The organism is Vibrio sp. 10N.222.54.E6 (genome assembly GCF_041473955.1).
GTDB classification, from domain to species: domain Bacteria; phylum Pseudomonadota; class Gammaproteobacteria; order Enterobacterales; family Vibrionaceae; genus Vibrio; species Vibrio tasmaniensis_A.
The window spans coordinates 80242-105237 of record NZ_JBFRTD010000008.1; the positions used below are offsets into that span (position 1 = coordinate 80242).

Annotated in this window: 22 protein-coding genes; 8 read left to right on the forward strand and 14 right to left on the reverse strand. The window is 43.5% G+C overall.

Annotated elements, in window-relative coordinates; genetic code table 11:
* Nucleotides 1-117 precede the first annotated feature (117 nt).
* From treR to gmhB, 3 genes are all read right to left on the reverse strand, one after another.
* Nucleotides 118-1062: a trehalose operon repressor TreR gene (gene treR / locus AB4513_RS03270; RefSeq protein WP_009847445.1), complete on the reverse strand. Its 945-nt coding sequence runs from the start codon at nt 1060-1062 to the stop codon at nt 118-120.
* A gap of 90 nt (nt 1063-1152) precedes the next feature.
* The gene (locus tag AB4513_RS03275; RefSeq protein WP_009847446.1) at nt 1153-1488 is read right to left on the reverse strand and encodes an MliC family protein; all 336 of its coding nucleotides are present in this window, start codon (nt 1486-1488) and stop codon (nt 1153-1155) included.
* Nucleotides 1489-1606: 118 nt separating this feature from the next.
* On the reverse strand, nt 1607-2158 hold the full coding sequence (gmhB, locus tag AB4513_RS03280; protein WP_009847447.1) for a D-glycero-beta-D-manno-heptose 1,7-bisphosphate 7-phosphatase: 552 nt from the start codon (nt 2156-2158) through the stop codon (nt 1607-1609).
* Nucleotides 2159-2398: 240 nt separating this feature from the next.
* Between gmhB and metN the strand changes: the two genes are divergently transcribed.
* From metN to AB4513_RS03295, 3 genes are all read left to right on the forward strand, one after another.
* Nucleotides 2399-3433: a methionine ABC transporter ATP-binding protein MetN gene (gene metN, locus AB4513_RS03285; protein ID WP_009847448.1), complete on the forward strand. Its 1035-nt coding sequence runs from the start codon at nt 2399-2401 to the stop codon at nt 3431-3433.
* Nucleotides 3423-4106 carry a methionine ABC transporter permease gene (locus AB4513_RS03290; RefSeq protein ID WP_009847449.1) on the forward strand — a complete coding sequence of 228 codons (684 nt, stop codon included), beginning with the start codon at nt 3423-3425 and terminating at the stop codon, nt 4104-4106. The genes metN and AB4513_RS03290 overlap by 11 nt, the downstream gene beginning before the upstream one ends.
* Before the next feature lie 66 nt (nt 4107-4172).
* Entirely contained in the window at nt 4173-4982 is an 810-nt protein-coding gene (locus AB4513_RS03295) for a MetQ/NlpA family lipoprotein (protein ID WP_009847450.1), read from the forward strand.
* A gap of 67 nt (nt 4983-5049) precedes the next feature.
* Here AB4513_RS03295 and AB4513_RS03300 read toward each other — a convergent pair whose 3' ends face one another.
* From AB4513_RS03300 to syd, 3 genes are all read right to left on the reverse strand, one after another.
* On the reverse strand, nt 5050-5898 hold the full coding sequence (locus AB4513_RS03300) for a hypothetical protein (RefSeq protein WP_012604629.1): 849 nt from the start codon (nt 5896-5898) through the stop codon (nt 5050-5052).
* Nucleotides 5899-6011: 113 nt separating this feature from the next.
* The gene (locus AB4513_RS03305; RefSeq protein ID WP_009847452.1) at nt 6012-6788 is read right to left on the reverse strand and encodes a Zn-ribbon-containing protein; all 777 of its coding nucleotides are present in this window, start codon (nt 6786-6788) and stop codon (nt 6012-6014) included.
* Nucleotides 6789-6792: 4 nt separating this feature from the next.
* Nucleotides 6793-7338 carry a SecY-interacting protein gene (gene syd, locus AB4513_RS03310; RefSeq protein WP_009847453.1) on the reverse strand — a complete coding sequence of 182 codons (546 nt, stop codon included), beginning with the start codon at nt 7336-7338 and terminating at the stop codon, nt 6793-6795.
* 131 nt (nt 7339-7469) lie between these two features.
* Between syd and queF the strand changes: the two genes are divergently transcribed.
* The 5 genes from queF to xni all read left to right on the forward strand — a co-directional run bounded on the left by queF (nt 7470) and on the right by xni (nt 14860).
* Entirely contained in the window at nt 7470-8315 is an 846-nt protein-coding gene (queF, locus tag AB4513_RS03315; RefSeq protein WP_009847454.1) for an NADPH-dependent 7-cyano-7-deazaguanine reductase QueF, read from the forward strand.
* Between the two features lie 57 nt (nt 8316-8372).
* Nucleotides 8373-10631 carry a lipopolysaccharide assembly protein LapB gene (locus AB4513_RS03320; RefSeq protein WP_009847455.1) on the forward strand — a complete coding sequence of 753 codons (2259 nt, stop codon included), beginning with the start codon at nt 8373-8375 and terminating at the stop codon, nt 10629-10631.
* 118 nt (nt 10632-10749) lie between these two features.
* The gene (locus AB4513_RS03325) at nt 10750-12315 is read left to right on the forward strand and encodes a GGDEF domain-containing protein (protein ID WP_009847456.1); all 1566 of its coding nucleotides are present in this window, start codon (nt 10750-10752) and stop codon (nt 12313-12315) included.
* Between the two features lie 262 nt (nt 12316-12577).
* A complete protein-coding gene (gene ppnN, locus AB4513_RS03330) occupies nt 12578-13945 on the forward strand; it encodes a nucleotide 5'-monophosphate nucleosidase PpnN (protein ID WP_009847457.1) in 1368 nt (455 codons plus the stop codon).
* A gap of 141 nt (nt 13946-14086) precedes the next feature.
* Complete coding sequence (xni, locus tag AB4513_RS03335; protein ID WP_102257774.1) at nt 14087-14860, forward strand: flap endonuclease Xni; 774 nt, start codon at nt 14087-14089, stop codon at nt 14858-14860.
* Between the two features lie 199 nt (nt 14861-15059).
* Here the strand turns inward: xni and AB4513_RS03340 are convergent, their stop codons facing one another.
* The 8 genes from AB4513_RS03340 to pomA all read right to left on the reverse strand — a co-directional run bounded on the left by AB4513_RS03340 (nt 15060) and on the right by pomA (nt 24739).
* Complete coding sequence (locus AB4513_RS03340) at nt 15060-17090, reverse strand: TonB-dependent receptor (RefSeq protein WP_009847459.1); 2031 nt, start codon at nt 17088-17090, stop codon at nt 15060-15062.
* A gap of 451 nt (nt 17091-17541) precedes the next feature.
* Nucleotides 17542-18633, reverse strand: a complete 1092-nt coding sequence (rlmM, locus tag AB4513_RS03345) for a 23S rRNA (cytidine(2498)-2'-O)-methyltransferase RlmM (RefSeq protein ID WP_029223102.1) — start codon at nt 18631-18633, stop codon at nt 17542-17544.
* On the reverse strand, nt 18630-19028 hold the full coding sequence (locus AB4513_RS03350) for a DUF423 domain-containing protein (protein WP_017069500.1): 399 nt from the start codon (nt 19026-19028) through the stop codon (nt 18630-18632). The genes rlmM and AB4513_RS03350 overlap by 4 nt, the downstream gene beginning before the upstream one ends.
* Entirely contained in the window at nt 19018-19641 is a 624-nt protein-coding gene (locus tag AB4513_RS03355) for an alpha/beta fold hydrolase (protein ID WP_017069501.1), read from the reverse strand. The genes AB4513_RS03350 and AB4513_RS03355 overlap by 11 nt, the downstream gene beginning before the upstream one ends.
* A complete protein-coding gene (locus AB4513_RS03360; RefSeq protein WP_017063339.1) occupies nt 19634-20542 on the reverse strand; it encodes a transcriptional regulator GcvA in 909 nt (302 codons plus the stop codon). The genes AB4513_RS03355 and AB4513_RS03360 overlap by 8 nt, the downstream gene beginning before the upstream one ends.
* 668 nt (nt 20543-21210) lie before the next feature.
* Complete coding sequence (thiI, locus tag AB4513_RS03365) at nt 21211-22659, reverse strand: tRNA uracil 4-sulfurtransferase ThiI (RefSeq protein WP_009847462.1); 1449 nt, start codon at nt 22657-22659, stop codon at nt 21211-21213.
* Nucleotides 22660-23015: 356 nt separating this feature from the next.
* Complete coding sequence (locus tag AB4513_RS03370) at nt 23016-23963, reverse strand: flagellar motor protein MotB (RefSeq protein WP_009847463.1); 948 nt, start codon at nt 23961-23963, stop codon at nt 23016-23018.
* Between the two features lie 11 nt (nt 23964-23974).
* Nucleotides 23975-24739 carry a flagellar motor protein PomA gene (gene pomA, locus AB4513_RS03375; protein WP_009847464.1) on the reverse strand — a complete coding sequence of 255 codons (765 nt, stop codon included), beginning with the start codon at nt 24737-24739 and terminating at the stop codon, nt 23975-23977.
* Nucleotides 24740-24996 lie beyond the last annotated feature (257 nt).

Genomic DNA, 24996 nt, shown 5'->3' on the forward strand with positions numbered 1-24996 from the left:
CACGATTATTATAATGCCCACATGAATGATAAATTAAAATGGGAACAGTCCCATTAATTGAAAGAGATCACACTCTAATTTTAATCTAAGCGGTTCAATTTCGCTTGATTGAGTGGATTATAGAATAGGTGATTGAGTGTGATGAGAGATCTCTGCATTACCTAAAAGCTGAGAGATCAATAAATTAGCGGCCAACTTACCCGCAGATTGATACCCAGGATCAATACTAAATACTCGCGGGAACAAGAAAGAGAGAAGATCATTGCCACCAACACCGGTCACCACCACATCTTCACGTTGTAGTTCTTGCAGACGTTTGATTACACCAAGAGCCAATGTGTCACTGGCACACACAATCGCTTGAGTTGTAGGAGTCAGTACCTCATCCACCAGCTGATAAGCACTTTCATGATGAAGTTGACCAGTACGATAGTTGGCAATCACTCCAGCGCTTTCACACCAATCTAGATAGGCCTTAAGACGCAGTTCACCGGTTGATTTGTCGCTAGGATCAACGCCAATGAAACCAACCTCAGAGATTTCCTGCTCTGCTAGATGCGTTAACGCACTATTGATCACCTGTTGGTTATCATAGTTAATCGACGTCACGTTCTCGGTATCCAGAGCAATCACCACCGCTTTGTGTTCCCAAGCTTCGATTGCAGGAATATCACAGTCAGTAAAGCCAAACACAATGATGCCATCTACATTGCGGCGCTTGAGAACCTGAAGGTGCTCATTGGCTTTTTCTCTATCTAGCTGGCTTTCCATGATCACCACATCATAATCCGCTCGATACAACTCGGCCAGCATCGTACTTACCGCTTTGTTTTCAGAAGGAGAGTCCAGACGAGAGATGATGACACCGATGACTTTTTGACTGCCACCACGCATCGACTGCGCAGACTTCGAAGGCGTGTACCCAGATTCTTGAATTACTCTTTCCACCCTTTCACGGGTTTCAGGTTTTACTTTGGGATCATTGGTCAGAACGCGAGATACGGTAGACTTACCAACACCGGACAGCTTAGCAATATCGAGAATAGTGAGTTTTTTGCTCATAAAAAGTCTGACGTTAAAGGGAAGAGAAAGAAAAAGTGAGGGCGAACTCCCTCACTTAACTGTTTGTAAATCCTAGTAGATAACTATGACCTACTTTCGGCAGTTTTTATAGACGACACGACCAAATTCTAGACGTGCGTTGTCACCTTTAGTGCGTAAAGTGACGCTATTGATCAGTTCAGAGGTTCCATCATCTAAGATGTACTTCGTTCCTGAACCTGCCGCTATTTGAGTTAGGCGATATTCATTCTCTGGCAAACGTAATACCGCTTTTTCATTACCAAGGTAAGCGACCTTAAATGAAGCGTCAGACTCACATTGATAAGTCACGAATTGATCGTCCGAGACTGCACCATCAAGCGCCGCGGATTTAGAACACCCGACTAACGCTACCGTACATAGAGATGCTGCCAACAATGCTTTCATACTGCGTTCCTCATCTTTATATAGTTAACGGCGCTGATATCTTATTGATAGGTTAGCACCCCAGTTGACTGGTTAGAACCCACGTAATAAGTAAGCCTGTTAACGGTAGGAAAATGTATCAGCCTTTCAGGAAAGCTGGTACATCTTTAATGCTATCTAGCACGACACTGGCAAGTGCCTCACCCTTTTCAGTCACGGGTTTACCGGTTCTCACCAATACTCTGGTACCAACACCAGCGGCTTCTGCGGCCATCATGTCTTCAGCTTTATCGCCAATCATGACAGAGTTAGCCATATCAATTTTGAGAAAGTCACGCGCAGAAATGAACATACCAGGTTTAGGCTTACGACATTCACAATCTTGCTTGTAGTCGCCAATGCCGTGTTCAGGGTGATGAGGACAGTAATAGATACCATCTAACTCAACGCCATTATCGACAAAGTTCCAATCCATCCACTGCGTCAAAGAAAGAAAACGATCTTCGCTAAACTTGCCACGAGCAATACCAGATTGGTTGGTCACAAGTACCAATAAATAGCCCATATCTTTAAACGCTTTTGCCGCTTCAAACACACCATCGATGTATTCAAAGTCATGCTCATCATGTACGTAGCCATGATCAACGTTAATCACACCATCACGATCTATAAAAACAGCAGGTTTAGACAAAATTTAGTTCTCTATCAACTCTCTATTAATCATTAATTATTACACGCTTTATTTGCTTCATCACTATCTATTTAGTTTTGCGTTCGTTAACGATTTGTTTCTACCTTAGCAACACAATCGACGTTTAGCCGTCTAGACGTAAAAATATCTATTGACTTAGATCATAGAACACCATAGCATCGTCTGTAAATCGAGCGAGCTATCGACATATTATTCTGTTCCACCTGCACGGGTTTCTCTATGATTAAAGTGAATCAAGTCAATAAGGTTTTTTATCAAGGCACTAAAGAAATCAATGCCTTAATTGATATCAACCTCCACATACCTCAAGGTCAAATCTTTGGAGTCATCGGCTCTTCAGGTGCAGGCAAAAGTACCCTTATCCGTTGTGTAAACATGTTGGAAGCTCCAACATCAGGTGAAGTGATTGTTGACGGTATCGACCTGACAAAACTCAGCAAATCAGAACTTAGCGAAGCACGCCGTAACATCGGCATGATATTCCAACACTTCAATCTGCTGTCTTCTCGTACTGTATTTAACAATGTAGCACTGCCTTTAGAGCTTGCTGGTAAAGATAAAGCTGCGATTGAAGCGAAAGTGAGTGAACTACTTGAGCTTGTCGGCCTATCGGATAAGCGTGATACCTACCCTGCGAACTTAAGTGGTGGTCAAAAGCAGCGTGTCGCGATTGCTCGTGCGCTAGCTTCAGACCCGAAAGTACTACTGTGTGATGAAGCGACCAGTGCTCTGGATCCAGCAACGACTCAATCTATTCTTGAGCTGCTACGTGAAATCAACCGCAAGCTACACATCACGATCCTACTTATTACGCACGAGATGGACGTAGTTAAGAGCATTTGTCACGAAGTCGCAATCATTGGCGGTGGCGAGCTAGTAGAGAAAGGTACAGTTGGCGACATATTCGCACACCCTAAGACAGAGCTAGCACATCAGTTTATTCGCTCAACGCTAGACCTATCTATCCCTGAAGATTATCAAGCGCGTTTTCAAGAAACTCGTGTTAACAGTAGCTACCCATTAGTACGTCTTGAGTTTACTGGTGCAACGGTTGATGCTCCGCTGATGACGCAAATTGCTCGTAAATTCAATATCGATGTCAGCATCTTAAGCTCTGACCTCGATTACGCCGGCGGCGTGAAGTTCGGCATGATGGTCGCTGAGCTGTTCGGTAACGAAGCCGATGATAATGCTGCTATCCAATTCCTACGCGACAACAATGTAAAAGTAGAGGTGCTTGGTTATGTCCTTTAGTTTCAACGAGATTGCTGACTGGATCAGCCTTAACGGCAACCTTCTATTGGAAGCAACAGGCGAGACACTTTACATGGTTGCTGTTGCTGGCATCGTTGGTTTCGCTGTCGGTATTCCATTAGGCGTTATTCTACACACGACTAAAAAAGGTGGCCTGTTAGAGAACACCAAGCTAAACAAAATTCTTGGTGCGGTTGTGAACGTGGGCCGTTCTGTGCCTTTCTTAGTATTGATGGTAGCGATCATCCCTCTCACTAAGATGCTGATTGGTACCTTCATCGGAACAACCGCAGCGATTGTTCCGCTGACGATTGGTGCTATCCCATTCGTAGCTCGACTTATCGAGAGTGCACTACTTGAAGTACCAACAGGTCTAGTGGAAGCAGCTCAGTCAATGGGCGCAACACCCACACAAATCATCAATAAGGTTCTGCTTCCTGAAGCACTGCCGACTATCATCAACTCAGTGACGATTACGCTAGTGACTCTTGTGAGTTACTCGGCAATGGCTGGAACTGTGGGTGGTGGTGGCCTAGGTGATGTCGCGATTCGTTACGGATTTCACCGCTACGATGTGACCATTATGGCAGTAACAGTCGTCATGTTGATTGTGCTAGTACAAATTATTCAATCAATCGGTGATTCATTAGTTCGCCGCGTTGACCACAGATAACGACTTACAGACCAAAATCAAAGTCGTCTGAACCAAATTAAATAGATTTATTAAAAGGAGATTATTATGAAATTTAACCTTAAAGGTTTACTTACTATTGCAGCAGCAGCTTCAGCGCTAGTACTAGCAGGTTGTGGTGATAAAGAAGTCGATACTTCTAAGATCAAAGTTGGCGTAATGGCAGGTGCAGAAGCACAAGTTGCTGAAGTAGCAGCTAAAGTCGCGAAAGAGCAATACGGCCTGGATGTTGAACTGGTCACTTTTACGGATTATGTAACACCTAACGCAGCGCTAGATGATGGTTCTATCGACATCAATGCATTCCAACACACGCCGTACCTAGATCAGCAAGTTGCTGACCGTGGTTACAAGCTAACGGTCGCAGGTAACACTTTTGTTTACCCTATTGCAGGTTACTCTAAAGAAGTTAAATCGGTAGACGAAATCCAAGATGGTGCTCGTATCGCTGTACCAAACGACCCAACAAACCTAGGTCGTTCTCTACTGCTTCTTGAGCAGCAAGGTTTACTTGAACTTCGTGAAGGTGCAGGTCTTCTAGCTACCGTTCGTGACATCGTTGGTAACCCTAAGAACCTAACGATTGTTGAACTAGACGCAGCTCAACTGCCACGTTCTCTTGATGATGTAACTTTATCTATCATCAACACTACTTACGCGAGCTCTATCAACCTGACTCCACAAAAAGATGGCGTATTCGTTGAAGACAAAGATTCTCCATACGTGAACCTAATCGTTTCTCGTGAAGACAACCTAAATGCAGAAAACGTACAAAACTTCGTTAAAGCATATCAAACTGAAGAAGTGTACAACGCAGCTTCTGACATCTTCCAAGGTGGCGTAGTTAAAGGTTGGTAAATTAAGGCTGATAATTAACGTGTAATACAAAAAAAGCTGATACCTTCTGTATCAGCTTTTTTTTAACTTATTCTTCTATCATCGCCTGTAGTATGGGTTTTATTGAAAGAGCTGTTTCTACATGATCAGTATCTTTTATTATGACCTTAGCACCATGCTCTCTGAGAAATGAGGTTTCAGCCTCCGTCAATGCCCCAACTTGCTCATCCGACGCTGCGTAAACATATGTAACATTTCTCATATCGAGACCTTTTAGGGTCTCAGAATAACGATTGTATGCTAACCCTGCAGATAGTTTAGCCATGTTGATATCGGTGTAAAGACCATCCCCCCCCATTCCCGCTTCCTGCGCTGAAAAGTCGACTATAGTATTGTTATCTTCAAACCCCACCATGCGTCCACCTGCAAACTCAGTCCATACTTCACTTGGCATATCTAACCGTCCGACCATCAAGAGATAACCATCAGCAACATTACCTTGAGTTGCTAGCGACTCTTGAACCATAAACGCACCAAATGAAGCACCTACGACATAAACACGCTTGCCGCTATCTTTAAATTTGTTAATGGTTTCCGATAACCACAAAACACTTTGCTTATCCGCTTCTTTAGCGTCCTCGAATGTGATTTCTCTAGATTCAAAATCACTACCAGGCTTAGTTTGAGTTTGATGGACGTTCAATAGCATATAACGACCCAAATCTAACCAAGAAAACATTTCTCGAAGGAAGTTTCGTTCTAAATCAGGGAAAGCACCACCCTGTGCGTTAATGATAACCACCTCTGAACTCTCGTTACCATACGACTCAAAATTTTCCGAATCCAAATTAATCTGTTCCCACTTTGAAAAAGAACAACCAAAGAGCAAAACCACAGATAACGATAAAAAAATATTGAATATTTTAATTTTGTTCATAAAAATAAGCTCTCAAAGTTTTAGCATTAAAAATTACCCTATAACAATAAACTCATGTTCCATTTAAATGGTTCTAAAGTTCATAGGCCCAACTCATAAAAAATGAACGATGTCTATTTAAGATGATCCCAAGAAATGTTGGATACCAGATGGCAATCATCACACTTGAAATAGAAAATATCGTGGATTGGCGCATCTAACAGCCATTCACCACCACATTGTGGGCATTTGCGCTCTTTTTCATCTTTCAGGCTGATCCCACCGACACGATATAAGTAGTAGTAAGTTGGAATCTTAGTCAGAAATTCAATGCGCCCTCTTAGACCCCAACCGCGTTTAAACAACACACTCTTAGTATCACTGATCTCGGTTAGCGTTGCATGTTCAGCACGGCAACCACCACCCATTTGCACTTCATCACAGGCTTGCCATTCGGTCTGCCATTTCAGTACGGCTTTATGATCGCCATTAAATGTCGGCGGGTTACGATATAGTGGAATAGGCAACAAGCTGTCGCCACTGCGCAGCGGTGAACAGGTATGCACGAACGTCGTGTACAACACTTGCCAGCTCGGCGTTTCATCTTCGGCTACTTCTTCGGAGTTAAGATCTCGGCCAAGCAGACGCATCTTAGGCGCTAATAAACTCGCCGCAGATAAGCGCTCGAAACAGACTTTGACGAAGTCTGAATGATTACGTGGGTGTAAGCTATCTTGCTCCGGACACACAACGCGAACATAGAATTCACCGTCACCCATCACGATTGGAAACTCACGACCTAACACTTGTCCGTTATAACGAAGTGCATCCATTAAGCCATTAACCGCCTTATCGACAGCGCTTACCGTTGTGTTATCAAAACACTCAAATTGAAGTTCTAGTACGTACATCTATTTATACCGCTGGTTGTAGCTTTTCTAAAAATTCTGCCAATGTCTCGGCTAGTACATCACGATTTTTGGTGCCTAAGCGCTCTAGGATTACGTTACCCGTTAGGTTACAGATAGAGATAACATCCAGTTCAGCATCAGTCGCGGCAATGAAAACCGTTGGTTTTAGCTTCAAACGACGCTGAGTCACTAGGTGTCCTAAGATGTTTTCTTGTAGGCATTCGAAATCTTCATCACTCCAAATCTGTAACAGAGTCAGTTCGTTACCATCAAAAGTCGCGTTCATATCCGCACTAAATTGTGCGCCGTAGAAAGTCTTGACGTCTTCATGCAGAGTCAACTCAATACCCGTTTCAACATTGGTGAAATCTGCGAATTGCTCACGTGGATAGTGTTTCCACAACACGGCATCACCACTCTTTTCTTCTACGCATGGCGATACGATGTCCACTAACTCCTCATTACGAGGTAAGCTTTGGTGTTGCTGCTGCCACGCGTCAACGTATCGCTGACTGAAAGAAAGTAGTGCGTCTTGAGCGCGTTGAGTCATGAAAATCTCCTAAACACAAAATAATAAATAGAATCCGAGCCCTTTCCGTGCCGATTAAGCGATGACTTAATGACAGGATAATGGGGATTCAGTAAAATCGACCCCATTCTAATCGAATTTGAAACGAAAGTATGAGCAAATATTCTGACGCAAAAGAGCTAGCGGGTTTAACCCTAGGCCAAAAAACTGAGTACTCTAACCAATACGATGCAAGTTTATTGCAACCAGTACCTCGTAGCCTTAATCGTAATGATCTTGCGCTAAACGGAGAGTTACCTTTTGTTGGTCATGATATTTGGACGATGTACGAGCTTTCGTGGCTAAACACCAATGGCTTACCACAAGTGGCTGTTGGTGAAGTGTTCATTCCGGCAACTAGCCAAAATTTGATTGAGTCAAAATCTTTCAAGCTGTACCTAAACAGCTACAACCAAACTCAGTTTGAAAACTGGGATCAAGTCACTGAGCGTCTAACTCAAGATTTGTCAGCATGTGCAGGCGAATCTGTGATTGTGAATGTAAATTCAGTAACCGATTACACCAACCAACCTATCGTGACGATGGAAGGTGACTGTATCGACAATCAAGACATCCAAATCACGAGCTATGATTTTGAAGCGTCACTGCTTGAAGGGGCTGCTGGCGAGCAAGAAGTAGAAGAAACTCTACATAGTCACTTATTGAAGTCAAACTGCTTAATTACCAATCAACCGGATTGGGGCAGCGTAGAGATCGCATATTCCGGAAAGCAAATTGACCGTGAAGCTCTGCTACGCTATTTAGTTTCTTTCCGCGAACATAACGAATTCCACGAACAATGTGTTGAGCGTATCTTCACTGACATCATGAAATACTGTGCACCATCGAAGCTAACCGTATTTGCACGTTACACGCGTCGTGGCGGTCTGGATATCAATCCATACCGTTCAACTGAGCAAGATAGACCAAGCCACAATAAGCGTATGGCTCGCCAATAATCGGCGTGAACCGCCCAAACTTATTTGAACCTACAAAATCTTTAAAGGGACATTGAAATGCGTTGGTTATACGTTGTTAGTCTATTCATTTTAAGCTTAAGCACATCGGTTAATGCGTCGGTCTATTCGTCGGCGCTCCTCAATGAAGCCAATAACTTGGTTGAGATAGAACCGAGCCAAGCAAAACGAATGGCCAACAGCTACCTAACGCTACGTATCCTTTCAGATCAACGCGAGAAGAGCCCGTCAGCTATTTCTCGTGAAGAGGCCGACTCTTCGATTAGAACCCCGAACAGCAGTATCGATGCGTATAAGATCTTAGCGAAAGCAGAGTTTAATCTAGGCAACATTCGTATTGCGATTCAGCACATCGACAAAGCCTCTGAGCTAGCAAAAACCTATAAGCTTGAGTATCTAAAGTTAGATCTGGAAATACTTAAAGTTAGGTTACTTTGGCTTACGGACAGAAAATCTGCCCAAGCAGAATCAGAGCTAAAAAAAATAGAAACAAGCTTAGAGTCGGTTAATAAAACCTTACGCCTGACGGAAGGAATTACCTATCGCTTAATCATGTTGAAAGCCGACATTTCCTCTTATAACAACAACGTAGGGGAAGCAGAAAAACTCTATCAAGAAGCAAAAACTTACCTAGAACAGCGTCACTCGGAAAAAGTCGTCATTGATTATCACATCACCGTCGGCGAGTTTTATCTTACCCATAAAGAGTACAACCATGCACTATCTGAGTTATTGTACGGCTACTGGAAATCAGTAGAAGGTAACCTGAGTTCGCGCTTGGCCAAAGTAAACCGCCTACTTGCACAGCTTTTCTTTGAACGCCAAGTATTAGATAAAGCTCTAGAGCACCTGTCTCAAGCTGCTGACTTTTACGATAATTTTGAAAGCTCTCCCATATTAGCGCAAGTACTAAAAAAGATGGGGGATGTGTACTTCAATCAAGGCAAATATAACCTTGCCCTCGTGCACTTTTTCAATGTCCTTGATCATGAGAGTACCGACCGAGACATCCACCAAGTCATTGACATTCGTCTAAGTTTATCTGCGACTTACTTACGACTTTATAACTACCCTCTAGCCGAGCAATACCTAGCACGAGCTCTTGAACTGCTGGAGTATTCCGACATTCCTAAATTGGAAGGCCGCGCTGCACTCTTATCCGCAGGTTTGGCATACCACCTACAAGAAAGCGAAGATGTAATTAAGCATGCGACACGTGCGCTCAAGATTTCGCGTCAGGTAGAGAACATGCGCCTGTCGCAACACTCCTACCACTTGCTCTCTTTAGGTTATGAGCAAGCAGGGCGTCCACAACAAGCGCTAGCAAATCTCAAACAATACAATATCCTTGTCTCTTTGGAACAACAAAAACTCAACCGTGTTGGTGAAGACGCATTCCGCCAACAAAAAGAGTTTGCCGAGCAAACGCTCCACTATGCAGGTCAAGAACAAGAATTAGAGAAATACAAACTTGAGCACCATAAGTTCCAGAAAATATCGTTCGCCTTATTTTTGTTCAGCATTGTCTTGTTCTTCTTTGTGCTACGCCGAGGCTACATCATTCAAACCTTAGTCACGGAAATGGATTCACTGCGTACCGACCTATTTACACACTCACGCTCAAAGCTTCCAAATCTAAGAATGCTGAACGCGAAGCTATCAAATTCTCTAGAACAAACCAGCCAAAACTTCGAACAATGGCAACTTGGTGAGTTGATTCATGAACCACTCAACGACCGTTTACGCTTTGTGATGATAGATTTACCGTTCCTACGCAATATGTACACTCAGAACGGTTATAAAGCAGGTTTAGAGCTCGAAGATGCTTTCGGCGAGTTCCTTAAATCTAAGCTTGAAGGTCCTGCGCGCGTCTACCACTTCTCGGATGCAAACTTGCTTTATATCGAACCAAATGCTGACCGTGATACATCGCCTGAGGCTATGTTCAGAAAGATTCAATCTTGGATTAATCACTTCGAACCAGAGCGAAACATTAATCGAACCGTCCGCATGGGCATCGCTGACTACCCGTTCTTGCCACGCGCTTATACCGCGATTAACGACCAAGAGCTGCTCGATGTACTATTAATGTCGACCAACCTGGCACGTGAAATCAGCCTCAAAGAACGCAGTAGCCAATGGGTTTACCTTAAAGCCATCGACAATGCCCCCGCAGCAAGCCTTGCAACGGGTAACATAAGAGAGGCTTGTAAACATGCGATTAATCAAGGGTTAATAAAGATACAATCCTCACACCAGAATGAGGACAATATCAAAAAAATGCTAAAAGATGACTGATTTGCGAGCGGTTAAACGTCGTAGGTCGTGACCTTATTTTTAGTTTTGTTATTATCAAGGTCACGGAATTTCATCTATACGATCGAGTACGATCTACGCGGCGCTAATTAATACATCTATGGGCATTCTTGAAAAAGACATTCAGGCGCAACTCCACCAGCTGAAATATCAGTTGGATCAAGTCCGCTTGACGCAAAGAGATACCTCGTTCAAATTTATTCGAGAACAAAAAGTTCTCAAGCGTATCGTTGCGTCTTTAAGTGATGCATGTGTTGGCAGCAACACTCATTTAGATGAAAATCTCATTGCCCTTAGGGAAGAGCTCGAAAAGCAAAAAGACATTAGCTCAATGATCCCCAAGTTGGCAGTATTAGAAAGGATGCTCAAGCAAAAAACGTTGGCTATGGATAAACAGAACGGATATCTGGATGATAGTATTAAGCACAGTGGGGAAACGCTGCAGCGTATAACTGGCCTTCCGGCTCAGCTAAAGCGCGATCTAAGAAACTTACTTAGCTTCTCCGAGTGTCATGGCAGTCAAAAAGTCGACCATGCGATGAAGCTTCTCAGCATTTATGAGCGTGCCATTAAGATTATGGCAAACAACTCACGCACTCATTTTGCCGACGTAGATCAATCAACTGAACAAGAACTCCTTTCCGAACTATCAAACGAGTTACAACACCTGATCACTGAACTCGACTTCGAGGGTGAATCGGGGGATCTACTGACCGATATTAGAGCGAAGCTACTACTTGGTGTTTCAACACAAAACCTACTTGAGCTAGCACTTCAGATCCTCAAACTGGTGATTGATGGCACGAGCCTAGAGCGTAAGCAGTCTGAACAATTTATCGAACAACTCAATTCCTCGCTCGCTTCTAGTATCAAAACAGCCGATCAAAACGCCGACCAGAGCCAAAGCTATTTTGAACATCGCCAAGGTCTTAATTCGGAGTTGAATGAACTTGTTACTAAGAGCCAAAGCTCTGTTGATAAAGCAACGGATATTGATAACTTAAAACTTTCGATAAACCCGCTGCTCAGTGAAATTGCCTCTCTTTCAGAAAGACTGAATCACGCAGAACAGAAAGAACAAGCTCTAATAGAAAGAATGAGCTACGGAAAAAACCAATTAGATTCGCTCTATGAAGTCACCCAAGATTACCGCAAGCGTCTAGAAGATCAGGCTCAGCGTATGCTGCTTGACCCTCTGACTAAGATCTACAACCGTACCGCCTTCACCGATCGTTTAGAGTTAGAATATCGTCGCTGGATTCGTGCACAACACTCACTAAGAGTCGTGCTGCTAGATATCGATAACTTCAAAGCAATTAACGATAGCTTTGGCTATACCGCTGGTGACAAAGCACTCAAGATCATCGCAAGAGCGATCACCAAAGAAATTGGTACTACCGATACTGTCGCTCGCTTTTCTGGTGAAGAGTTCATCTTACTACTTCCCGAGCAAAGCGATGAATATTGCCATCAAGTGACTCAAAGCATCCAGAATCAAGTCAGCCGCTTACCTTTCAAATTCCGTGACCAACAAATCACAATTACCTTGTGCGCAGCAAGTACTCCGTTTAAAGAGTCAGACACACCTGAAGAAGTATTAGAACGACTCAATAAAACACTTAACAAAGCCAAACAGCGCGGTAACAACCAACTTGTTTGGGACTAAGACAGCCCTAGATTTAATTTATTTCATTTTTTCAAATACTTATCACATACCATATCCCTCAATGTTTGCTAAGCTAATGATTAACATTCGCTTAACAAGCATTCTTGGCAAGCAATGCTGTATTTAAAAGAGCAACGCTGTCGTAATCGTTTCGTCTGGTTAATTCTCTCGCCTTTAACCAAACACTTTCAACGTTAGCTTCTCATCTCGAACTAAAGGGCCACTTTCAACCTCCCCTAGTTCTTTTCAACAAGGAGGCACTATGATCACTCATATCAGCCCTGCCGGTAGCATGGATTTACTCTCTCAACTTGAAGTTGAGCGTCTTAAGAAAACCGCATCTAGTGATCTGTACCAGCTTTATCGTAACTGTACGTTAGCGGTACTCAACTCGGGTAGCCACACCGACAACTCCAAAGAGCTGCTCGATAAATATCAATCGTTTGATGTTGAGGTCGTCCGTCGTGAGCGCGGGATCAAGCTTGAACTGAGCAACCCACCAGAGCATGCCTTTGTCGATGGTGAAATCATCAAGGGTATCCAAGAACACTTATTCTCAGTGTTGCGCGACATTGTCTACGTCAACATGCACCTTGCAGATAACCAAAGACTCAACCTGACCAATGCCACTCATATTACCAACCTTGTATTTGGCATTTTGAGAAATGCAGGCGCACTTACGCCAGGTATCGAACCTAACCTGATCGTGTGTTGGGGTGGTCATTCAATTAATGCCACTGAATACCAGTACACTCGCGAAGTGGGTAATGAACTTGGCCTGCGTGAGCTGAATATCTGTACCGGTTGTGGACCGGGGGCAATGGAAGGGCCAATGAAAGGGGCTGCAATTGGTCACGCGAAACAGCGCTATACAGACCACCGTTACTTAGGGCTAACTGAACCATCAATCATTGCGGCTGAGCCACCAAACCCGATAGTGAACGAACTGGTGATCATGCCAGATATCGAGAAGCGTCTTGAGGCATTCGTTCGTATGGCGCATGGCATCATTATTTTCCCCGGTGGTCCAGGTACGGCTGAGGAGCTGCTGTATATCTTAGGGATCATGATGCACCCAAATAACGTCGACCAACCAATGCCGATTGTTTTAACAGGTTCAAAAGAGAGTGAAGCTTACTTCCGTTCTATCGACAAGTTCATCGGCGAAACCTTAGGGCCTGATGCGCAAAAACACTATGAGATCGTGATTGATGACCCAGCACGCGCTGCGAAAATCATGAAACAGGCAATGCCAGATGTACGCTCTCACCGTAAAGAGACTGGCGATGCCTACAGCTACAACTGGTCACTGCATATTGAACCTGAGTTCCAACTGCCATTCGACCCTACACATGAATCTATGGCGGCGCTTGATCTGCATATGGATCAGAAAACAGAAAGCCTTGCGGCGAATCTACGTAAAGCCTTCTCTGGAATTGTGGCAGGTAACGTCAAAGCTGAAGGTATTTTGGAGATAGAGAAACATGGCCCCTTCCTGATTGATGGCGACAAAGAGCTGATGACAAAAATGGACCAGCTGCTGAATGACTTTGTTGAACAGCATCGAATGAAACTGCCGGGCGGCACTGACTATGTTCCTTGCTATAAAATTATGCCTAGCAGCGAATAACGGCAAGTAACTGATAACAAGCCACAAGTATAAAGTTAAACAAGTCATGACGTTTACGTCACCAAAGTTTCAACTCACCAAGTGATACGTTACTATAAGGGGCTAGCAGCCCCTTATTTATTGCCTATTTAGTGGAAACTTATGTCTATCCATCTTGTTATTATCGATGCCTTGAACCTCATCCGACGCGTGCACTCTGTTCAGCCGGACCCAACCGATATTGCAAGAACCATCACCACGACTGCTCGTACTCTTAATCGCATCCTAAACGAATCAAAACCCACTCATATCATTGCGGTATTTGATCATCATTTACAAGATCGAGGTTGGCGCGCGGAAGTCCTTCCCGCTTATAAGCAAAACCGTAAGCCGATGCCAGAACCATTGATGAAAGGTCTCGATGCGATTCAACAAGCTTGGTGGGAATTAGGGATTGATTCACTGCTCTCTGACGGCGCTGAAGCGGATGATCTAGTTGCAACATTGGCAAAGAAAGTCGCTGACCACGGAGAAACTGTCACTATCATTTCGACAGATAAGGGCTACTGCCAACTGTTGTCTCCAACGCTACAAATCCGTGATTATTTCCAACACCGTTGGTTAGATAAGCCCTTTATCGAAGCGGAATTTGGCGTAAAGCCAGAGCAACTGGCAGATTACTGGGGATTAACGGGCGTCAGCTCAAGCCAAGTCCCCGGAATTCCAGGTATAGGGCCAAAAGCAGCCAAAGAGATATTAACGACATACCCTGATATCGAAACAGCATTCCTAGCTGAAGACTTACCGAAAAAGTATCGTAAGAAATTCGATGAGCATATCGAGTCGGCTCGCGTATGTAAGCTCGTTTCTGCACTCAAAACAGACATCGATTTAGGTTTTAATCTGCAAGATATTCGCTACGAAGCTGTGTCTTAATCTGACGTCACAAATTCAGTCATTAAAGCTAACCGTTAGAAATAAATCCGCTTATAAATCAACAAATAGAAAATAAATCATTAGAAAGCAGAAAGCCTTAGTCTGAACTAAGGCTTTTTTGTTGTTTCATTTTAAGACGAAACATTGCACTTATACTGATAACTCTCTATTTCTAGAATAACTTTCAGCTAAGAGCAGATTAGAAGCTATAAGCGATAGAAGCTTTAAAGTTACGACCCGCTTCATAGCTGGTGTACTTTTCTGAACCCCAAGAGATACCAAAACCAGTATGCTCAGCGTACTTCTTATCAAGCAGGTTATCGATACCAAGGTTCATCTCTAGGTCTTTAGCAAACGTCGGTGTGTAAGCCGCCCAAATGTTGTGCGTTGCGAAGCCTGAGCGTTTGATCTCTTTGCCTTTTTCGTTCTCGTAATCGTTCCCCGGAACAAAGCGTGAATCCCAACCAAACACAAATTCATTGTTTAGGCTGTAGTTAAAACCGGCCTTAAAGTTATGAATACCGGTTTTATTCATGTGACTTGTCTTGCCGTTTTTCAGGCTCTTTTGCTCACCATCAGAGTAAGAGTGGTTAGCGTAAACACTTAATGCATCTAACTGATAGCTCAATACTGTCTCTACACCCCAAACTTCAACATCATACTTATTAGATAATGTTGCGTTGTTCTTAGTTGGGTGCATTTGGTTATCAAGGTCATAGGTATAAGCCGTGAAACCTAGAATCGCGTAATCAGCCGCAAGCAAACGTGTTAGCTCGTAATCAAAGCCCGCTTCGTAGTTATTACCCGTCATCGCCTTAGTATCAGACTGCTTAACTTTGCTTGGTGCTTTCATCGTTAGCGTTTCTGGTAGTGACGCGCCTTTAAACAGACGACCGTAACCTACACGAAGTTTTAGGTTTTCCGTTGTTTGGTATTCACCTTTGAACTTTGGAGATAGTTGGTCAAACTCGCCCTTATACACACCACCCAGTTTATGAACGTCGTAACGAAGACCTGTTGTCAGACGGAAATCGCTGAATTCGTACATATCTTGCAGATACAGACCGTAAGCCGTCACCGTACCACCATCCATGCTGTACTTCTCAGTTTGGCCTTGCTTAGTACCGCTTAGATATACGCCTTCACCAGCATCAATCCATTGCTTGGCTTTGTAGCCCTCAAGACCATAAGTAAGCTCATGCTCACCAACCCAAGAAACGTTACGAATGTCACCACCAATGGTTGTTACATTGTATTCACGCTTAGGGTAAGACATTTTGCCATCTTTGAACCATTTACCTGCCGGTGTTTTGCCCCAAGCGGTACCTTCAAGAGCATCACGATCCATGTATTGACGGTTGTAGTAAACATTACTTTTCAGATGAACTAGATCACTACCCGCATCGTATTCGTGCTGTAGCGTCACTGTATCGCGATTAAGCGAATGATAGTCGTGTTTATCGTCAGCATACAGAGCACCCGCCTTTTCGCCAGAAAGCTGACGCGTACCACCATCACTGTATCGGTTGAAAGTCAGTTTAAATTCATTGGCATCATTAGGAATGAAAACAACTTTAGCCAAACCCGACTTAAGCTCACCCTGCTTAGAGGTTACCGCTTCTTGATCAGGAATGTGCAGATCGCCATCTTCTGAATAGTTCGCAATACCCATGAACTGTAGCTTGTCGTTCACTTTTGCATACACAGCAACGTTGGTTGCAAAACGCTCATAAGCTGTTTGATAGCTTGTTTTTACTCGAGCACCAACGCTTTCACCCGGCTTAAGAAGATCGCTTGGGTCTTTCGTTTCGTAGCTAAATGAACCATTGATAGCACCAGAACCTGACAGTGCAGAGTTACCACCTAATTCAATTTCAGCTCTTTTTAGCATTGCAGGATCAATCGCTTGGTCACCAGAGTGGTGGAAAAGCTGACCTTCTTGTCGCGCGCCATCAATAGTCACTACGGCAAATTTGTCTTCCATACCACGTACAAATACTTTGCGTGAGTAACGTGCGTTCCCGTCAACCGTAACGCTAGGCATAGTATTCAAAACATCTTTGATGTCTGATGCTTGCTTCTTTTCCAGTGTGTCAGAGTTGATTTCAGTCTGAATCAATTGGTCAAGGGCAGAACCGATAACGACTACGGTTTCTGGTTCGTCGGCAGCAAATGCTGTAAATGAGGTTAAGGCAACCGTAACGGCTACTGATAATGCTTTAAGTTTCATAATGCGACTTATATTTTATAGATTTAAGTAAAAGTGCACGAATGGTACACGACACTAATAACAATGTTAATAGTAATAGTTATCATTTACATTCTTTACTTACATTTACTTACTTATAATAAAATACAATTTGATTAGGATGTTCTTGCTGTAATTTACTGCTGAATTTTAAATAAACCCTTCTTCGTTTCATCGCTGAACTAGGTAGCCGTAAGTATCGATAGCTTACGGCTTTTTTGTCTCATATCGACACTAATAGTCGACAATTCGACGACTATCAACCAAGTTGAATTAGTCACATTTACACTTAAATATGACTAAAAAACGCATATAGACCAACCTTTCTAAACTACCCATACGAAGCGATAATCAAACTCATAAACAAACTTCAGATATAAAAAATGCCCCTTAAAGGAGCATTTTCTTTATCACTGACACACTAACGTAAATATTAGTACGGTGAGATATTCGAAAGCGACTGAATATGAACCGTGATCTCTTCGCGATCGTGGTAAAGGTGCTTCGCCTGCATCTTGAACTTCACTTTGTTATCAATCAGGAACTGCTTTAGGTTTTCGATATCCTGCAGAACTTCATCGTAACGGCCTTTCATTGGCAGTTTAAGGTTGAACAGTGCTTCTTTCGCCCAGCCTTTGATGATCCACTCACCCATAAGGTGTGCAACACGAGCTGGCTTCTCAACCATGTCACAGATAATCCAAGTGACGTTCTTACGGTCAGGTTCGAATTTAAAACCATCCACCATGTGGTGCTTAATTTGACCCGTTTCCATTAGGCTATCTGCCATCATGCCGTTATCAACACAGTGAACAAACATAGAGCGCTTAACCAATTGGTAAGTCCAACCACCTGGACACGCGCCTAAATCTACGCCCCACATACCCGGAGCCAGACGTTCGTCCCACTCATCACGAGGGATGAATACGTGGAATGCTTCTTCTAGCTTCAATGTAGAACGACTTGGTGCATCTGATGGGAACTTCAAACGAGGAATACCCATGAAGAACTGCGAGTTGTTGGTTGGGTAAGAGTAACCAACAAAACAGTGACCCGGCGCGATAAAACATAAGTGAAGCACAGGCTTCTTAACATTGTCTTTCGCTGTCATCAGCCCTTTACCGCGCATTGCTTGACGCATTGGCACAGTAAACTTACGGCAGAACTTCAAAAGCTCTTTCGCTTCATTGGTGTCAGGTGTTTCAATACGGATATCGCCACAACGTGGGAAACCTTCTTTCTCAGAAAGCGCCTCAAGAATTGGAGAAATACGATCATCAGTCGGCAGATCTTTGATTTCAACCGCTACCGCGATCATTTGACGAGCAAAGATCAACGATTGGAAGTCGATCTCTTTTACCAGTTTATCGGCTTCGCCTGCTTGATAACATTCAAACAATACAAAGCCTGTATTGTTCTTTAAGCGAGGAAAACCAAACACTTCCAGTTGTGTTGCCTTGTCTTGAATTTCGCCAGCACATTCTTTTTCAAAACCAGAGCGACAATAAAGTAGTACGTGTTTCACTGAGTTACCTCTTTTATATTCAAAGCAGCGAAGGAGAAGACTCCCCAACCAATGATAAATAGTAGACCACCAAACGGTGTTATAGGGCCAAACCATTTTATTCCTGTCAGTGCTAAGCCATAAAGGCTGCCACTAAAACAAAGGATGCCGATGATAAAGCAAATTGCCGCAATGAAAAAATATTTTTGTGATTTAGCGCCAAGTTTCATCTGCAGCAGTGCACCACACGCCAATATTGCTAGTGTATGGATAAACTGGTACTGAACACCTGTCTCAAACACGCCTAGCAGATACTCTGGCAAGACAGCTTTTAACCCGTGAGCGGCGAAGGCACCTAGCATTACGGCTATTGCGCCAGAGATACCTGCAAAAGTGAGTAAATACTTACTTCTCATTAAGCACCTCTTTGATAAACGCCGATAGTTTCTCAACGGTTAACGCTATGTTCTGCTGTTCGGTGTAGCCAGAGCTCTTACGAGGCTTAAAGCTGTGATCGCCATCAGGAATAAACTCAACACGAATCGAATCCGACAGGTCGAAATCAGCAAACTCTTCTCGCTTACCAAAGGTATCGCGCTCACCTTGTAGAATAAGACACGGCTTTGCTAACTCAGCCAAGTGCTCACCTTTGTATTTCTCTGGTTTGCCTGGCGGATGGAAAGGAAAGCCTAAACAGGCCATTGCAGCCACCTTATCAACTTCAGACAAATGGCTCGCCATACGTCCTCCCATCGACTTACCGCCAATCACAAGCTTATCGGCATCTACCTGTCCGATAATATCTTGGTAAGCTTCGAGCAGTTTAGGGGCTCGATCAGGTGGACGACGCTTACCATCTTCAGCACGTTTGATCATGTAAGGGAAATTAAAACGAATCACTCGTATCCCTTTAAACGCCAACCCTTTTGCTACCGACTGCATGAACTCATGATCCATACCTGCGCCAGCACCATGTGCAAAGATAAAGGTTATTGGGTTGTCTTCACCATCAATGATGAGGTTATTCATCAAGTAAGTCCTCTTGTTCACTTTGCGCTTTCGCCAACATCCAATCACGGAAAGTCGCAATACGCCCCATGTCAGCTTGTTTCTCATGACACACTACATAGAAGGCGTTCTTACTTACCAACACTTCATCAAAAGGGGCAATCAAACGACCTGCTTCGATTTCAGGTTGCGCCAACACATTATTACCCAAAGCAATACCTTGCCCGTGAGCGGCCGCCTGCAATACCATGGTTGAATGACTGAAGATAGGGCCATGATTAACGTTTACCCCATCAATACCATTTTGCTTAGCAAACTGTTTCCAATCCTTTCGAGATGTATCATGCAGTAGCGTATGACATGCCAAATCACTGAGAGATTCTAAAGGTTTAGCTCCTAGCAGCACGGAAGGTGAGCAAAGAGGAATTAAGTATTCTTGGTAAAGTTTATCGGCTCTGAGCCCCGACCAATTCCCTCGGCCATAGTAAATAGCCACGTCTACATCATCGGTCAACGAGCCTTCATCCATATCAACGGCTTTGATTCTTACATCAATATCAGGTTCTTGCTGATTAAAGTCAGCGAGCCTTGGTACCAACCATTGAATAGCAAAACTCGGCGGCAAACTGATGGTCAATGCGCCCTTCTCACTTCGCTCAAGCACTTTGTCTGTCGCTTCTGCCAGTGATGTGAAAATATCTTTGATATCCAAGAAGTAGCTTTGACCTTCTTCAGTCAGCAGCAAAGAGCGGTTTCTTCGACGAAACAGCTTCAAAGATAAGAATTCTTCAAGCGCTTTGATCTGATGACTGACCGCGGCTTGAGTAACAAACAACTCTTCTGCGGCACGCGTAAAACTCAAGTGTCGAGCCGCGGCTTCAAACACTCTTAGCGAGTTTAATGGGGGTAATCGACGAGACATAGTTACTCTCTAAATAAGCATTAGTTTTTTTTATCTGAAACATTATAATTTGTCCATTGCCTAGCGGCCAGAGAAATTCTATATTTCATCCCGCAGCAGCTAGCCTGAACGGCTTGATTCTCTCTAGAATCAATTGGTTTAGCTCCTGCGATGTTGTGTTTGCAAACTCGTTCTTTTCGAGTTGGGTAGAGTTCTACCAAATGTTTTGTTGCAGTTCTATACTGAAACGAGGCATGTACTTCCTGTATTTATTTTGACCTGTCTGTCAAATTTGTTTACACCGCCTTATGGGCGGTGTTTTTTTATGTGCAAAGAAAAGTAACAATAAGTTTATCAATAGCTGTGCTAATTAATCTTTATTATTTTTCATCGCTAATCACAGAATCAGACACCCACTCAAATAAACAACTGAACACATACAAATAGCACCATTGAGTTGCACTAAAAAGTAACAGAATACTTCAAGATACTCACACTTCTTCAGTACTTATAGACCCGTTTAGATCTCACCAGTTCTATCAATCCAAAATTTCAAAGCTGAGCATGACGATAGCACGTCCAAACGCATGCCTCTGTCTACTGTCAATCCTTCATCATAGACAATAAAAAAGCCGCTTACTTTTCAGTATGCGGCTTTGCAAAATTATTAACGGTTGGTCAACACACCACTATGGGCGGTAAACCTTAACGTTGTGGAAGCCTTGTTCTTGCAAGTAAAGCGCTTGCAGACGGCTCATGACACCACGGTCACAGTACAACAAGTACTCTTTCGATTGGTCTAGGTCACCAAACTGAGTTGAAAGCTTGAAGAACGGGATGTGTTTGATTTCAACACCATCGATCTCTAGCGGGCTTTCATCTTCTTCGTCTGGGCTACGGATATCAAGAACGACAGCGTGCTCAGCAACGGCTTGAACTTGCTCCACTTCTGGTGCCTGTTCTTGGCTCTCTTTCTCGATATCACGGATATCCATAATACGAGCGTTCTCGATCACTTGCTCCAGCACTTCGAAGTTAAACTTAGCTTCTTCCGCTTCTAGTTTGCCTTTCTTCGCTTTCACGGTTGGCTTCTTAGAGATAACACCACAATACTCAGGCATTACTTTAGCGAAGTCTTCAGTACCAATCTTACGAGACAGGTCGATGATGTCTTCTTTGTCCCAGTTGATCAGTGGACGAAGGATCAAAGTGTCCGTCACGTTGTCGATATGACGCAGGTTAGTTAGCGTTTGGCTAGAAACCTGACCAAGAGCTTCACCCGTTACTAGTGCTTCGATACCAAAACGCTCTGCAACCATACCACCAGCACGCATGAACATACGCTTAAGAACAACGCCCATTTGACCGTCTTCAACGTTCTCAAGGATCTCTGCAACTACAGGTTCAAAATCAATAGAGATGAACTTCACCTTTGCAGATGAACCGTATTTATCCCATAGATAATGAGAAACCTGCTTAACACCAATCTCGTGAGCAGGGCCACCAAGATTGAAGAAGCAGTAATGCACTTTAGAACCACGTTTGATGTGTAAGTAGCTTGAAACACCAGAATCAAAGCCACCAGAGATCAAGCTAAGCAGATCTTCTTGAGTACCAAGAGGGAAACCACCTAGGCCTTTATGACGTTCAATAACTTGGTTTAGCTTATCGTTCTCGACTTCAACTTTAACGGTAATATCTGGATTTTTCAGTTTTACTTTTGCTGATTCAACCGCTTGATTTAGACCGCCGCCTACGTAGCGTTCTAGCTCGATAGAAGTAAAATCATGCTTACCACGACGCTTAGCACGTACAGAGAAAGTCTTACCTTCAATAAGAGCACCGCTACGCTCGAGAACTTGCTCGTAAATATTGTGCAGGTCTTTAAATTCTGATTGCTGAACTTCAAGGGAGTGATGAATACCCGGAGTTTGCGTCAATACTTCAAGTGTTTCTTTAAAGTATTTGTCGCTCTCAGACGTCACTTCGATATGGTCACGGCGGTTGAAGACAGCCACAGACTCAGTACGACGCTGAAGAATAGTACGAATATTACGTTCTAGAATCTTTGTGAAGCGCTTACGCACCGATTCACTTTTTACAAAAATTTCCGGGTGGGGCTTAACAATAAATTTCATAGTACTTTCACGCCAATAAGGTTCACAATTTTAATAGGTTCATCACCACGTAAAAGGTCATTTCACATAGTTATTGAAGCAATAATAGATCAATATTAAATCTAAGGGCGCGAATTATACATGAGAAAATCAAACAAGGAAAAGAGTGCGTGCTTTGGTGCCATTAATAAACTCACCTTAGTGACAAACTATCGTCTCGATTTCATCCAAGCTCATTTATCCATATCTTCTCTTCTCTTCTCTTCTCTTCTCTTCTCTTCTCTTACTAGCTTGGTACAAACCCTTTTGTGTATCAGACAAAGAAAAAGCCCAATCTACGACAGATTGAGCTTTGGGATGCATATTCTTGGTAAATACTATTCAGTGATTACTGGGACTTCTTCACTGTAAAGCGGTTCGCCCTGCATAATACTGATTTCAACACGACGGTTTAAGCTACGTTGCCATTCAGTATCGTTCGGCTCTACTGGCTCAGTATCAGCCATACCACGCACTCTTAAGCGTTGATGAGAGAAACCACGGACCTTTTCCATCTCTTGAGCCACAGACACCGCACGCTGCGATGATAAGTCCCAATTAGAACGGTAAAGCTCAGAATCAAGACGTTGATTATCAGTATGCCCAGAGATTCGGACAATGCCCGGAACATCTTTCACTAACTCGGCAACCTGTCTCACCAAAGGTCGGAACTTAGGCTGTAGGAAAGCGGATCCTGATGGGAATGCACCCTTCTCGCGAATTCGAATCACAATTTGCTGGCCAAGGTTTTCCACCTCAATCGCGCCTTGGTCGATCTCTCGCTCCAACGCCTTCTTGATGCTCTCCATCAAGGTTTCCATCTCTTGAGACTGTTCTTGAGCTTGCTGTTGCTGCTGATCTGATTCTGAGTTTTGGTTGTTGTGCGCAGAAACCTCTGCTGATTTACCCCCCGTCATCTTGCCCTGATCACGCATCGTACCGCCAGCACGCTCAGATTCCCCTTCATGAAACTCTAGAGTTTGCTGCGTAATATCAATGGTTTGCTGCATGATTACATCAATAGGCGTCGGTTCTGGGCGACCAGGACGAAACTCCTGCGCAATAATGCTGGTACCTTTAGGAATGTCTTTTACTTCCAAGCGGTTTTGTACACCAAACGCGAATTTCATTGAGCCTGCGATCTGTTTAAATTTCAGTACGTCCATCTCAGAGAATGAGAGGAGCAGTACAAAGAAACACATCAACAATGACATCAAGTCAGCAAATGTTCCCATCCATTGTGGCAAACCCGGAGGGGGACATTTACATGGATTTTCTTCATCCATTTTTATTCCCCTTAAGCCATTTCACCATCAATCGTACGTTTACCTTCGTTAAGGTAACTCTTCAGGTAACCGTCAATAACTCGTGGGTTTTGACCATCTTGAATCGCGAGTACGCCATCCATCACCAAACGACGATTCAGTGTCTCTTGGTCACGACGTAGAGCAAGTTTGTCCGCGATAGGGAAGAACACCATGTTCGAAAGAATTGCACCATATAGAGTGGTTAAAAGTGCAACCGCCATCGCCGGCCCGATCGCTTTTGGATCATCCATGTTCGAAAGCATGGCAACCAAACCAACCAAGGTACCAATCATACCCATTGCGGGTGCAACATCACCAAAAGCTGTAAATACTTTAGCGCCCTGTTCGTGACGTTCTGTGGTTAACGCGATGTCTTTTTGCAGTGCTGCACGCACTACATCACCATCATGGCCATCAACCAATAGGTCGATACCCTTTTGCATGAAACTGTTGCTGATTTCCATCTCTTCAAGTGCTAAGAAACCGCCTTTACGCGCGGCATCCGCCATCTCTACGACTTTAGCAATAAGATCTTCTGGCTCATCGGCTTTAAACATAAATGCTTTACCGGCAATTTTTGCCGCACCAAAGAACTGTCCCATGGTGAATTTCATTAGAACAACAAACGTTGAACCACCAATCACGATCAAAACGGATGTCGTGTCATAGAACATCCCGAGGCTTCCACCTAGGATCATTGCCATAATTACGAAGGCAAATCCACCAATCAAACCTATTAGGGTTGCTAAATCCACTGAGCACTCCTCATGCTTTTTTACAGTTCTACGTCGACGATAATATTCTTATCGGCAAGACTATAAGATCTTTTAGTTAATTCTTCGTCTAAGTATCACACTTTTCGTTTTTGAATCACAACTATTGGCTTACTTTGGACTTATCCAAAGCGTATAAACTCGATAAAGCCACGGTTATTCAATCAAAGTAAATTCAAGCGCCTTAAAAACGAACTTTCTAGCAAAAATTCTTGGTTACATTTGACCATCTCAGCGGC